Raw genomic sequence first — 13181 nt, forward strand, 5'->3', positions numbered from 1 at the left:
CAAGCCCCGGTACTGCGGAAGCCCTTCATCGCGCGTTCACGCTGCCTCGTGGGCTGATGGCTGTTCTCCGCCCGGTTGTTCAGACCCTTGTGCGAGCGATGTTCCACGGAGGGCATGACCTCGCGGTGGGCCGCGCCGTAGGAGCGGAGCTTGTCGGTGACGACCACCCGCGGCACCGTACCGGTCTTCTTCATCAGCCTGCGGAAGAAACGCCTGGCCGCGGCCCTGTCGCGCCGGTTCTGCACCAGGATGTCCAGCACCATCCCGTCGGCGTCGACGGCCCGCCACAGGTATTTCTGCTCACCGTTGATCTTGATGAAGACCTCGTCCAGGTGCCACGTGTCGCCGGGCTGGGGCTGCCGACGGCGCAGGCCGTTGGCGTAGACCTGGCCGAACTTCAGGCACCAGCGCCGGACGGTCTCGTACGAGACGGTCACGCCGCGCTGGAGCATCAGCTCCTCGACCTCCCGGAAACTGAGCGGGAAGCGGAAGTACAGCCACACGCAGTGCGAGATCACCTCGACCGGGTACCGATGCCCCCTGTACGACGGCGCACTGTCCACGGACGGTTCCCCTCCGCCATGACCAACCCGAAGATCATCCCACCCGGTCAGCCAACGTGACAGCACCCCAGCTTCCCTCAGGGGTCATCACCGTGCCATCGATGACCAGCCAGTTGTCGTCGTACGAGTCGCCCCGGACCGTGGCGAACTGATAGCGCACCGGGTGGAGGTCGACACTGCTGGCGAGATCGTTCAGGAGCACTGGGCCAGGATGTCATGCGCTGGCCAACAGGACGGACTGAGCCTTCCAGCCCGGGTGCACAGGCCAGAGCGCCGCCCCGGACTGACCTCCGTTTCGGAGACAATCCCGACCTCTGTCAGACGATCTTCTCCATGGACTCCCACCCACGACCAGCAGGAGCACCGCGAGAGCCGGTCACACCAGCCCTTTGACCTGCGGCTTCAGGTTGGCGGAGGCTCACTCAGCCCCCCACCTCGCTTACCTCCGCTATGGAATCGGCACGGTACAACGCGGACGGCTCACCCCCGACGATGTGATCAACATGTGGCCACTGCGGCGACTGCGCCGGTCCCTGCGCAAAGACCGGGTGGACTGAGGCGCACGTGCAGCGGGTCACCCAGCTGCTCAGGCCATGCGCCGAGGTGCCGCGGCAGCCGACGTGGGCCAGTGGCTGCGGCCAAGGCTCACACGTCGAGCGTCACCGAGCACTTCCAGCCCTCCGGCCCGCCGACGAAGGTCAGCTCGTGCAGCGTGACCGCCTTCGGCGCGGCCCCCGTCACCGGAAGCGACCCGGCATCAGCCAGCTGCAGCCCGCACCGCACGCCGCCGGTGACAGCCGCCAGTTCCATACCGACCGGCACCTCGCCCTCGGTGTCGAGCCAGTACACGACCTCCTCCAGCAGAGCGACCAGTACATCCTCGCCCCTGTCCGCCTGTACCACAACGTCCCGCCGGCGGACACCGGCTGCCCCAGTCAGGTCCAGAAACGACTCGCAGACACCCCGCACCGCCTGCGCCAAGCACTCCTCGCGCGTTGGCGCCCATGCCTCCACCCGCAGGTCCGCGGTGTGCGGAACACTACGATGCCCGGCGTGCCGCGCGGAACTCTCCGGCCTTGTCACACCACTGCTTTCCCCTCACGAATCCACACGAACGGTCCGTGCCTCCATCGTCGTCCCGTGGGGAAAGGCACGCGCGTCGGCCTGGGACTGACACCTGTAAGAAAGAGGGTCTTCAACAAGCGGCTGCCCCACACGAGTGATGCTCGGCCGCGTCGTCCTCATGGAAGCACTCATCTGCCGATTCCCATGCAGGCCTTTACTAGGGCTTTGTTAGGTCCTGTGGTGTGGTTCTGGTGTCGGTGCGGGCCGGCCGCATATCGAGCAGGCGCCGGCCCAGGTGGCCAGGAGGGCCTGGAGTTCGCGGAGGACCGCGTACAGGGTCAGGCCGGCGCAGGGACTTTTGGGTCGAGTCGCAGCAGGGTACAGAACGCCTGGGCGAGGGAGGCGAGGGTGGTGTGCCGGTGCCAGCCGGAGTAGTTGCGGCCCTCGAAGTGGTCCAGGCCCAGGCCGTCCTTGAGCTCGCGGTAGTCGTGCTCAACTCTCCAGCGGATCTTGGCGATCCGGACCAGGTCACGCAGCGGGGTGTCGGCAGGCAGGGTGGACAGCCAGTAGTCGGTGGGCTCGGCGGAGCCCGGTGGCCACTCGGCCAGCAGCCAGCACTCGGGCAGGGAGCCGTCGGCGAAGCGGCGGATGGTGCGGTTGGCGGGGCGGACCCGCAGCGCCAGGAAGCGCGAGCGCATCTCGGCGCGGGGGTTGTGCTTGCCGACCCTGCTGCCCTGGCGCCAGGTCACCGTCCGCACCACCGACCTTCCTGCATCCAGGGCGAGTTGGCGCAAGGTGGTGTGCGGCTGGGGGTAGGTCGGGACGGGTGGGCGACCCCGACCGGAGTACGGCGGGCGCTCGGGGACCGCGTCACCCGGGTAAGCGGTGGTGGTGCCCTTGACCGCCACGGCGTAGGCCAGGCCGCGCTCGGTCAGCCCCTCGCGAAAGCCGGTGGCATCCCCGTATCCCGCGTCGGCGACGACCGGCAGGTCCGGCAGTTCCCAGTCCCCGCGCACTTCGTCGAGCATGTCCAGGGCCAGGCGCCACTTCTCCCGGTGCCGCTCGGCCTCGGGGATGCCGACCCTGGCACGTCGGTGCCGGATCGCCTCCGCCAGCAGCACATCGCCGGCGTGCTGGGCGTCGTCCCAGCTCTCGGGCAGGAACAGGCGCCAGTCGACGGCCGCCGAGGCGCGGTCGGACACCAGGTTGACGCTGACGCCGATCTGGCAGTTGCCGCGCTTGCCCAGCGCGCCGCAGTACATCCGGGCCACCCCCGGGGAGTCGTAGCCGTCCTTGGGGAAGCCCACGTCGTTCGATGGCGTACGCCTCCGGCGAGATGTGGGCGGCGGCCCAACGGGCCATCCGCTCACGGACCTTGACCCAGTCCCAGGTGGAGGAGGAGACGAACTGCTGGAGTTGCTGGTGGTCCACGCCCAGGCGTTCGGCCATCGGCTGCATCGACTTGCGCTTGCCGTCCAGCATCAGCCCACGCAGGTACAGCTCACCCTTGGCCCGCTGGTCCCGCCGCGGCAGCGAGCCCAGCATCTCGGCCGCGAACGCCTCCAGGCGCGGGCGGACCGTCTCCATCTCCTCCGGTGTCACACCCGAAAGAAGATCACAACACTACCTACGCACGAACAATCGGGGTACCTAACAAAGCCCTACTAGGGCCTGTCCGGGGAATGCCGGTCAGCGCGGGAGGAGTCTGCGGGCGGTCAGGGCGAGGGTGACCTCGACCAGGTCGAAGGGGCGGGAGAGGGAGCGCCCCGTCAGTTGTTCGTAGCGGCGCAGGCGGTTGAGGACGGTGTTGCGGTGGCAGTACAGCCGTCTGCTCGCCCGCTGGGCCGAGCCGTCGCAGGCCAGCCAGGTGGCCAGGGTCTCCAGTAGGATCTCCGTGTCGGCGGGTTCGAGGTGCGCCAGCGGGCCGAACAGCCGGTCCGCCAGAGCGGTGCCGAGGTCGGGGGACGACACCACCAGCGCCGCCGGCAGGTGTTCCGTCAGCCGGACCGTACCACCGGTCTCCGGGCACAGGCTCAGCGCGGTGTCCGCCAGCCTGCGCGCCTCTCCCACCGCCGCGAGCCCTTCGACGGCGCTGCTGACCCCCACCCGTACGCCCGGTGGCTGCTCGTCCGCCACCACCGGCTCCGTGTCGTCGTCGACCCGTACGATGCCGTGGTCCGCGTCCACGCCCGTATGCCAGTGCACGCGCACACCCGGAACGAGGACCGCTTGGGCACCGGGACAGGCGGTGAATCCGCCACCGCCGACCGCGACGACCAGGTACCGGCCCTGCTCCGGCAGCTCCAGCGCGAGCGCGGCCTCGGGCAGGTCGGCGATGCGGCTGGTTCCGTCCAGCAGCGCCGCGGTCAGCAGCCGCACCCTGTTCTCCCGCCGCCAGGCCAGTTGCCGCTCGGTCTGCCGGTAGGCGTCCACCACGACGGTGCAGTGCTCGTCGACGAAGTTCCACACGTCCGACGCCACGTGCACCAGCAGCCGTACGTCCTCGGGGGCGGTCCGGGAGGTCTCCTCCACCAGGCCCTGCCACACCAGGGAGCCACCGAGGCGGAAGGCGTGCAGCACCGCGTCCAGCGGCAGCCCCTGCTCGGCGCGTGTGGCGCCGATCTTCCAGGAGCAGCGACGCGCGGCGTCGCGGGCACCACGCGGGTCGAGCAGCGAGGAGACGCTGTGCCGCAGTGAGCGGTGCGCCTCCTGCCAGATCTCGGTGGCATCGCGCTCGCCCGCCGATCGGTAGGCGGGCTCCTGGTCCTGGAGCAGGGCGACCAGTTGGTCGGTGAGCTGGGGCAGGTCGTCCAGCAGGACCCGGGCGGCACGGTGCAGCACGCGGAGCGCGTCGGCGTCGATCAGTGACCGCACGCGCGGTGTCCGTGGCCGCGGTGCGGGTGCGTGCACGGGTCCGGGGCGGGGCAGGCCACGTGGCCGTACGGCGTGTTGCATCGCGCATCTCCCCCAGGGTCGGCTTCCCGGCGGCGCCCGCGTGGCGGTCCTCGAACCGGCTCCCGACCGGCCGCGGAGCCCGTGGGCGGGCCGCCACCTGACGCGTCCTGCCCCGAAGGATGGCATACCGTCCGGTCGGTCCCTAGGGTTGTGCGCTGATCTTTTCCGCCTGTTCGACCAGTCGGACGAGCTCGACCCGGGAACGCACGCCGAGCGTCGCGAAGACGTTGCGCAGGTGGTAGTCGACGGTACGGGTACTGACGGACAGGCTCAGGGCCACTTCCCGGTTGGTGGCGCCCTCGGCGACGCACCGTGCGATCCGCAGTTGCTGCGGGGTCAGCCGGGACAGGTCCCGCGCATCGTGCCGGGGCGGCTCGCCGGTACCCGCCCCGCCCAGCGCCGCGCCGCCCGCGCGCAGTTCCGCGCCGGCCTGGCGCGCCCACAGGTGCGCGCCGCAGCGCTCGAAGTCCACCAGCGCCTCCCCGAGCCGCGCCCGCGCCTCGCGCAGCCGGCGCTGGCGGCGCAGCCACTTGCCGTGCAGCAGTTCGGTGCGGGCCCGTTCGAAGTCGCCGGACGTCTCGTCATGCCGGTCCAGGGCCCGCAGGTACAGCTCGTCGGCCGCCTCCGGTGCGGCCAGCAGGGCGCGACAGCGCAGGAGTTGGGCGGGAGCCTGCGGGTCGGCGCCGCACCCGGCCCACAGCGCGAAGTCCTCGACCACCGCGCGGGCGCGCTCGGGCTGCCCGGCCAGTGCGGCGGCCTCCACGAAGCAGGGGACCGCGAGCATCCACACCGCGAAGTGCCCGCGCCGCGCACCTGGGCGCACCAGTGGGCCGAGCCGGTCGGCGGCCTCGCCGGGGCGGCCCGCACCCAGGTCGGCGCGGGCCGCCGCCCACTGGGCCAGCATGGCGGCCTGCGCCAGTCCGTGCCGCCGGGCCGTGGCGAGCGCGGTCGCCGTGTGCTCGGCCACGCGTTCCTCCGCCCCCTCGATCGATGCCGCGAGTGCCAGCACCGCGTGATGGTGGGCGGCCGTGTTCCGCTGCCCGGTCCGGCGCGCGGCGCGCAGCCCCTCCTCCGCGTGGGTCCGGGCGAGTTGGTGGCGGCCGGCACGCAGTTCGGCGTAGGCCAGGTACTCCAGGGCCCTCGGTTCGAGGGCGACGGTCCTCAGGGTCCGTGCCGCGGCCAGCGCCCGCGCCCCGGCCCGGCGGGCGGCGGCCACGTCGCCGAGCATGAGTGCCGCGGCGGCCGAACGCAGCAGCCGCTCGGGCTCGGTGGCGGGACGGCCCCGGTCCACCACCCGGGTCAACGGGGCGGCGGCAAGGTCGAACCGCCCCAGCAGGACCGCGCGCATACCGTCCCGGTGGTCGCGGAGCAGGGCGTGCGGGCCGGGAGGCGGTGACACCGTCGCCGCGGCCCGGGTGTCGATACCGACGACGGTAGGGGCGGCCGCGCCATGGCTCTCGGTCCGGGACAGGGCGGCCGTGTCTCCGGTTCCGGGTGGGGCGTCGTGGGCGAGGGCGCGGAGGCAGGCCGCCGGATCGCCCGCGGCCCATGCCGCGTCCGCCGCGCCGAGGACTGCCTCGTCGGACTCCGCGGGGCTCGGGCCCGCGAGGAGGGAGGCTGCGAGCAGGAAGGACTCGCGGGCGTCGTCCACCGGGCCGTCGGCCAGGAGCACCCTGGCGCGGAGCAGTTCGGCGCGGCCGCGCACCGGGGCGGGTGCCGGACAGGCCCCAGCGGCGTCGAGCAGACGCAGGGCCTCGGGCGGATGCCCGGCGAGCAGGGCCTGTTCCGCGGCGGCCGTGTACCGGTGCGCACGCTCCCCGTCGTCCGGTGTCAGTTCGGCGGCACGCACCTGGGCCGCACGGCGCAGACCGGGTGGCAGCCCGGACGTCAAGTCGACTGCGGCGGCGGCCAGTTCCGCGGCAAGGTCGGCGTCGGGGCCCGGGACGGTCCACGAGCGGTGCAGCAGGGCGGGCACGCCGTGCGGTGCCGGGAGCGCCCCGGCCAGCGCGCGGTGCACGGCACGGCGGCGTTCGGGCGGCGCACTGGCGTACACCGCCCTGCCGAGCAGCGCGCTGCGGAATCGGAGCCGGCCCTCGGAGACCACGAGCAGGTCGGGCAACTCCTGCATGGAGAGAGGTGGTTCGATGTGCGGCACCGGTCCGGAGCCGGCGGCGGTGGCGGTCACTCCCGCACCCGGTACGTCCCCCCGTTCTCCGAGGACGGCCGCCGCCCGCCGTACGAGCGACGCCTCGGCATCCGGCTCGCCCGTGACACGTGTCGCCGCCGCGACCGTCAACAGCAGGTCGGCGTGGCCGGGCCGTAAACCGGTCAGGCACCCGCCGGCGGCGGCGGCCAGTGTCCCGGCGTCGGCCGGCGGGCGGGGCAGCGCACGCCGACCGTGGAGCTGGGCGGGCGAGAGGCGGTGGGCCAGGGCCACCAGCAGAGCGGGATTGCCCTGCGCCTCGGCCACCAGTTCGTCGCGGACGGCGGGGTCGACGGCACCGTCCGTCAGGTCGTGCAGGAGTCCCGCCGCGGCCCCGGGCGTGAGCGGGGCGAGGTCCAGCACCGGCAGCCCGGCCAACTCCGGGTCCACGGGCCGGTGCCCCGGGACGGTGAGGAGCAGCCCGACCCGGTGGGCGCCGTCCGCCGCGTGCACGCGTGCCGCCGCCCGGCCCAGCACGGCGCGCGAGGCGGGGTCCCACAGGTGTGCGTCGTCCACGCACACCAGCAGGGGCGAACGGGCCGACGCCTCCCGCAGGATGTCCAGGAACACCTTGTCCGCCGTGCCGTCGGCGGGGAGGCGTACGGAGCGGCCGGCGGCACGCAGCAGGGTGCGCAGACCACTGTGCGGCCGCGGGGTCCGGGCCGGACCGGCTCGGACGTGCCACACCGGTCCGGCGCGGAAGGAGCGTGCGGCGAACTCCAGGAAGGCCGTACGTCCGCCACCGGGTTCACCGGTCACGACATGGGCGCCGCCGTCGGTGCGCAGCCCGTTCAGCAGCGCGGCGAGCGCCTGCCGTCGGGGGCCCGGGCGGTACCGGAGCGGAGCGGATCCGGGGGGCGTCTGTCCGGTCATCTCCGTGACGTTACTCACGCGCAAGAAGCGGCGGAAGGCATTCCTCCGTGCTCGGAAAGTGGCCCAACCGCCCTACCACCAGCGGATTTTCGACGTGCGCGCGGGGAACGGAGTGTGCCGCGGACCAAGCTGGGCGGCCCTCGGTGGTGCACACGCACAACGCCGGTGGCGGCCCGCACCGCGTGCGGGCCGCCACCGGGTCGAGGTCCGACGGAATCTCAGGACGTGTGCGGGCAGTTGCCCCGTGACTCCTCGATCGTCAGGCTCCGCTGCGGCAGCGGGCACAGGAACCGCTCGTAGCGGATGTCGTTGTCGATGAACCGCTTCAGCCACGAGATGCTGTACTTCGCGATCGTGGTGTTGTTCGAGTTGGGCGTGAAGTGGGTGGCGTTGTTCAGCTCCAGGTAGGCCCGGTCGAGGGAGGACGGCAGACCGGTGTAGAGGGGCTCGGCGTGGGTGGAGACCGGGGCGACCGTGTCGCCGTCGGCCCCGAAGATCAGGGTCGGGGTGCGGACCTCGGGCCAGGTCTTGTCGAGGTTCCAGGGCGTCAACGGGATCGCCGCTTCGAGCGAGGGCCGGTCCTTCGCGGCTTCGAGGGTGCCGCCGCCCATCGAGTGGCCCATGACGCCGAGGCGGCTGCTGTCGATACGGCTGCGGACCGCGCTGCTCTGGGTGAGGTAGTCCAGCGCGGCCAGCAGCTGGTCACCGCGGGAGGCGGGCTGGTCGAGCGTGCTGTTCGTGTCGATGGTGAACACCACGAAGCCCTGGGAGGCCAGGCGCGGGCCCAGCCAGGCGATGGAGGACTCGTAGGCGGTGAAGCCGGGCGAGATGGCGATCGCGCCGAACGTTCCGTCGGCGGTGCTGTTCGGATAGTAGATGGTGCCTCCGCCGAAGCCCCTCACTAAGAGCGAGGAGACGGAGACGTCGGAGACGGAGTACGGGCCGCGCAGCGCCTCGATACTGGATTCGGTCGGCGCCGGACCGCGCTCGTAGGGGTTGCCCGCGGCGTGGGCGCCGGGGCCGGTGAGGGTGGTGAGGCCGACGACGGCGGCGACGGCCGCGGCCAGTCCGGCGAACCGTCCGGTCCTGCCACGCCGGGTGCGGGCCGGGTACGTGGTCGCGGCCGAGGTGCTGGTGTGGGGGCGCTGCTGCACGACGAGTGGTCCTCTCTGTCGCGGCGAGCCGCCCGGCGGCCGATGCACGGGGTACGACGTGGGACGTGGGAGTGACCGTGCTCCGGGCCGTGGGCGCCGCCTCTGGGGCTGGCGGTTGCCACTGTCGGCGCGGAAGGGTCCGGCGCGGACCGGCAATCTCACCGGTCTCGTTGCGCCGCTCCCCAAGGCCCGCCGCTCCCCCGAACCCGTCGGCCCGGCGGCCCACCGAGCCGGCGGCACCGTATGCGGGCAGGCGGCCGGGGTAGACGAAGAGGCGCGGTCAGCGCCGGAGTCGGCGCCGGCGGTGACCGCCGTGCGGGAACTCGAGCGCACTTGCCCCGCGCGTCACCCGCATGGCCCTCTCGGGGAGTCGATTCGGCCCGCACCGTGCTCGTATGGAAGCGGCCTGCCTACCCGGAGGGAGCTGGGAATGCACGAGATGTGGTGCGGTGCAGACACTTCGGGGGAGCCTGTGTGGCATGTCCTGACCACGGACAGAAGGGCCACGCTGTGCGGGGTGGAGAAAGAGGAGGAGGAGTCCCGTCGGCGACACGCGACGGACCGCCACTGCTTCCCCTGCATGCAGTCCTTCCAGGAGGTCGTGGAAGCCCGTTGACACCGTCCGCCGTCCTCTGCTCCCGGCGCGGCCCGCGACGCCGTCGGCCGCGCCGGGAGCAGATCGGTGGTATGCGCACCCGCACGGGCGGGATCAGTGCGCGTCTGTCGCCGTGACCGTCGTGAACGGCAGCACGAGGCGGGAGGGGTGCGCGGCGTCACGGTAGATCTTGTGGGTGACGGGGCGGCCCACCGGCAGGTGGAAGGCGTCCGGCGGCAGCAGCGCGTTGTGCTCGTCGGCCAGCGGCTCGGCGTTGGAGAGCTCCGCCACCAGCTTGTGGCCCGGCAGGAACGTCGCCCCGAACGGGTAGACGCGCAGCACGTACTCCTCGATCCTCCCCGGCTCGACCGGCACCGCCCGGGTGTGCGGGTGGTGGGGGTCGCCCTCCGTGGTGCGCTCCTCGTCGAGCTCGCGGTGCGAGGCCTTGAGGTAGGCGGTCGTGATCAGCTGACGCCTGCCGTTCGGGGCCTCGTCCCAGATGCGCAGGATGAAGTTCGTGTCGGGCTGGTCGATCTCCACGAAGAGGTGCGCCGCGCCCTGACCGATCATCTCGGTGGGCTCGGTGAACGGAGCGGTGCTCCAGTTGAGGATCTCCACCTTGTCGGTCACCGTCAGCGGCGCCTGGTAGAAGCCGTCGGGGGCGGCGTACTCGGCGCCCATGAGCTCGGGCTCGAAGGACAGCTTGCGGCGCGGGCGCAGGTAGAGCGACTTGTGCTCCACGTCCTTCGGCGGCCACTGCGCGCCGGTGACGGTCTCGCGCGAGCCCTCGACGTGGACGGTGACGGCCGGCTCGTCCATGACCCCGTTGTCGATGCCCTTGAGCCAGTACTCGTACCAGCGGAACATCTTGTCGTGCTCCTCGATGAAGGGGCGCGACTGCATCGGCGGGTAGGGGCCGATGTCGAGCTTCTTCGGGCCCTGCAGCGACTTGTACAGCTCGATGGTGCCGTCCATCGTCCAGCCGCGGCCCTGGTCGATCTGGAGCCAGACCGGAATGTCGATGTGGGGCGCGAGCGTGATCGGGTTGCGCTCCTCGTACCAGTCGCCGTCGACCTCGTTCATCACGATGTCGAACCAGGCCTCGTGGTTCTTCGGGTAGTTGAGCACATGGACCAGGTTGGGCCAGGCGGCCACGTCCGGGTCCCGCAGCCGCTTGGCGACCTTCTCCTTGATCTCCTCGGGGGAGAAGGTCTCGAGCATGCGGGACTTGACGCCGTCGGTGAAGGCCCAGCCGGAGTCGCCACCGCGGCCCTCACGGGCGGCACGCGGCATGAACCACATGACGCCGCCGTGGTAGGTGGTCTCGTAGAAGTCGTAGTGACCGCCGCTGACGAAGATCGCCTTGAGGCTCGGCGGCCGCTCGGCCGCCGCCAGCACCTGCATCGAGCCGAAGTAGGAGATGCCGATCATGCCGACGTTCCCGTCGCACCACGGCTGCTCCGCGACCCACTCGATGAAGTCGTACGCGTCCTGGCCGAGCGAGACGCCACCGGCGTTGTAGTTGCCGATGTGCTCGCCCTCGGAGGCGCCGGAGCCGCGCAGGTCGCCGATGACGTGGACGTAGTCCTCCTGGACGACGCGCGCGATGTCACCGGCCTCGATGCATCCGTCCCACATCGGGCTGGGCGCCGCTGCGGCGGCGTGGTGAGCGCGAGGGCCTGCAGCTCCTTGCCGTACGGGCTGAGCGCCACGAGCGCCGGACGCGGCTTGTCGTCGACGCCGCTGTAGGTGTCGGCCGCCAGCATGACACCGTCGCGCATCGGCACTCGGAGATCCTTGCGGACGGCGATCTCCTGCCTGCCCGCCTGGATCGTCTGGAAGTCGGTCATGAGTGCGAAGCTCCTGTACTACGAGTTCTGGTGGTGCTGCGTGCGGTAGCCGTGCATCGACGTGAAGAAAGGCGACGGCTCGAGCGTGGGGTCGCCGGTGTAGCCGAGCTCCTCGGCGGCGCGGGCGAACGGGGAGTACGGCGAATCCGTCTCCTCCAGGCCGGCCCGCAGGCAGCCGCAGGCGGCCTCGGCGACCCGGCCCTCGACGGCGAGGCTCTGGTCGATGGCCTCCCGGGCCTGTGCGGCGTCGAGCTCGACGCCGTACGGCGTGCCGTCCGCGCGTCGGTACGGGTGCCCGAGATACAGCTGCTGCGGACGGATCTCGTCACGCAGGTACTCAAGGCCGATGCGGTAGGCGACCGGGTCCGTGTAGCCCGGGAAACCGTTGGCGGCCCCGTGGACCTGCACGGAGTCGCCGACGAACACCGAGCGCTGCCCGTCGACGACGTAGGCGACCGATCCGGGCGTGTGGCCCGGGATCGAGTGCGCCGAGACAGTGACGTCGCCGCCGAGGGAGAGGGTCTCGCCGCCCTCGAGGAGCATGGTGGGCTCCATCTCGCCGGAGATGACGGCGTTCGCGGCTGCCGTCACCTTCGCCTCCCCCTCCGGGTCGCCCAGATACCGGCCCCGTCCCGCGAGGTACTCCTCCACGTGGGCCCGCCGCGAGCGGAGCATCGGGGCGTCGGCCTCGTGGATCACCACCTGTGCGCGTCGGCCGGTGAGCTCCCACAGGGCGTGCGCCCCGCCGACGTGGTCGATGTGACCGTGGGTCAGCAGGATCCAGCGCACGTCCTCGATGCGGCGCCCGATCGCCTCGAGCGCGGGAACCATCCCTTCGGCGGGCGAGGAGGCGATACCCGTGTCGACGATGGCCGGCTCGGGTGCGTCGATGAAGAAGCTGTAGAGACCGAACCGGCCCCACGGCGAGACCAGGGGATGGACGGTGGCTGCGTGCGTCATGGCCCTCTTTCTGTGCTCGTGCGCGGTCGGCCGGGTCAGCGCCGGCCGAGGAAGTCGCGCGTCTCGGCGAAGACCTCGTGGTACTCCGGGATCCAGGAGAAGTGCTGGACGAATCCGTGGCCCGCGCCCTCGTACCGGCTCACCGTCGCCTCCACGCCGGCTTCCCGCAGCCGCCGGCCGTAGAGCTCGCCCTCGTCGCGCATCGGGTCGTACTCCGCGGTGACGACCAGGGCCGGCGGCAGCCCGGTGAGGTCCGCCCGCTTGATCGGCGAGACGAGCGGGTCCGCGGGGTCGGCGCCGCTGTCGAGGTAGAAGGCGTTGAAGGGCTTCAGCCCCGCCGTCTCCAGGCCGTAGCCCACGGCGTTCTCCCGCAGCGAGGCATAGCGGTCGACGTCGAAGTCCAGGTCCAGCGAGGGGTAGTAGAGGATCTGGTGTGTGATCCGGTCGAAGCCGTCGTCGTGTGCCCTGGCCGCGACCGCGGCGACGAAGTTGCCGCCGGAGCTGTCGCCGGCGAGGGCGAGCGTCGTGCCGTCCCAGGCCAGGCTCTCGCCCTCCTCGGCGGCCCACCGCACGACCGCGTAGCAGTCGTCGAGACCGGCGGGGAAGGCGGCTTCGGGCGCCAGGCGGAAGCCGACGGAGATGACCTTGAGCCCGGTCTCCTTCGCCAGCGAGCGCGCGACGTGGTCGTGCGTCTCCAGACTGCCGAGGAAGAACGCGCCGCCGTGGAAGTAGACCAGCACGCCGTAGCTGTCGGCCTCGACCGGCGTGTAGATCCGCACCGGTACCTCGCCCGACGCCGTCCGCGCCGTCACGTCCTCGACCGCGTGGAGCGGCAGGCGCTCCTCTAGGGGAGCGACGTGCGTCTCGTCCGCGGCGCGCATGAGGACCGGGTCGAGCGGACCCTCGGACGGGGTCGGCAGACCGGCGAGGAACTTGGCGATCTCGGGATGCAGGGGCATGGTG

General features: G+C 72.0%; 8 protein-coding genes and 2 pseudogenes. All 10 read right to left on the reverse strand.

All coding sequences use genetic code 11. From position 1 onward, the window contains the following. Window positions 1-5: 5 nt before the first annotated feature. A pseudogene (locus tag WJ438_RS02075) lies at window positions 6-614 on the reverse strand (IS6 family transposase); the annotation flags it as partial. Continuing rightward, window positions 598-765, reverse strand: coding sequence for a hypothetical protein (locus tag WJ438_RS02080; protein ID WP_406723695.1), 168 nt, complete (start codon window positions 763-765; stop codon window positions 598-600). The pseudogene WJ438_RS02075 and the gene WJ438_RS02080, both read right to left, overlap by 17 nt. 443 nt (window positions 766-1208) lie before the next feature. Beyond that, window positions 1209-1646 carry an archease gene (locus tag WJ438_RS02085; protein WP_406723696.1) on the reverse strand — a complete coding sequence of 146 codons (438 nt, stop codon included), beginning with the start codon at window positions 1644-1646 and terminating at the stop codon, window positions 1209-1211. A 320-nt stretch (window positions 1647-1966) separates the two neighbouring features. Continuing rightward, window positions 1967-3230 (reverse strand): annotated as a pseudogene (locus WJ438_RS02090) (IS701 family transposase). Between the two features lie 87 nt (window positions 3231-3317). Further along, on the reverse strand, window positions 3318-4583 hold the full coding sequence (locus WJ438_RS02095; RefSeq protein ID WP_406723697.1) for a helix-turn-helix domain-containing protein: 1266 nt from the start codon (window positions 4581-4583) through the stop codon (window positions 3318-3320). Window positions 4584-4725: 142 nt separating this feature from the next. Further along, window positions 4726-7659: a LuxR C-terminal-related transcriptional regulator gene (locus WJ438_RS02100; protein WP_406723698.1), complete on the reverse strand. Its 2934-nt coding sequence runs from the start codon at window positions 7657-7659 to the stop codon at window positions 4726-4728. Between the two features lie 218 nt (window positions 7660-7877). Continuing rightward, on the reverse strand, window positions 7878-8813 hold the full coding sequence (locus tag WJ438_RS02105) for an alpha/beta hydrolase family protein (RefSeq protein WP_406723699.1): 936 nt from the start codon (window positions 8811-8813) through the stop codon (window positions 7878-7880). 709 nt (window positions 8814-9522) lie between these two features. Further along, window positions 9523-11046 carry a CocE/NonD family hydrolase gene (locus WJ438_RS02110; RefSeq protein WP_406723700.1) on the reverse strand — a complete coding sequence of 508 codons (1524 nt, stop codon included), beginning with the start codon at window positions 11044-11046 and terminating at the stop codon, window positions 9523-9525. 230 nt (window positions 11047-11276) lie between these two features. Continuing rightward, a complete protein-coding gene (locus WJ438_RS02115; protein ID WP_406723701.1) occupies window positions 11277-12218 on the reverse strand; it encodes an MBL fold metallo-hydrolase in 942 nt (313 codons plus the stop codon). 35 nt (window positions 12219-12253) lie between these two features. After that, the gene (locus tag WJ438_RS02120; protein WP_406723702.1) at window positions 12254-13177 is read right to left on the reverse strand and encodes an alpha/beta hydrolase; all 924 of its coding nucleotides are present in this window, start codon (window positions 13175-13177) and stop codon (window positions 12254-12256) included. Window positions 13178-13181: the final 4 nt, after the last annotated feature.

It is taken from the genome of Streptomyces sp. GD-15H, assembly GCF_045291515.1.
Lineage (GTDB): Bacteria > Actinomycetota > Actinomycetes > Streptomycetales > Streptomycetaceae > Streptomyces.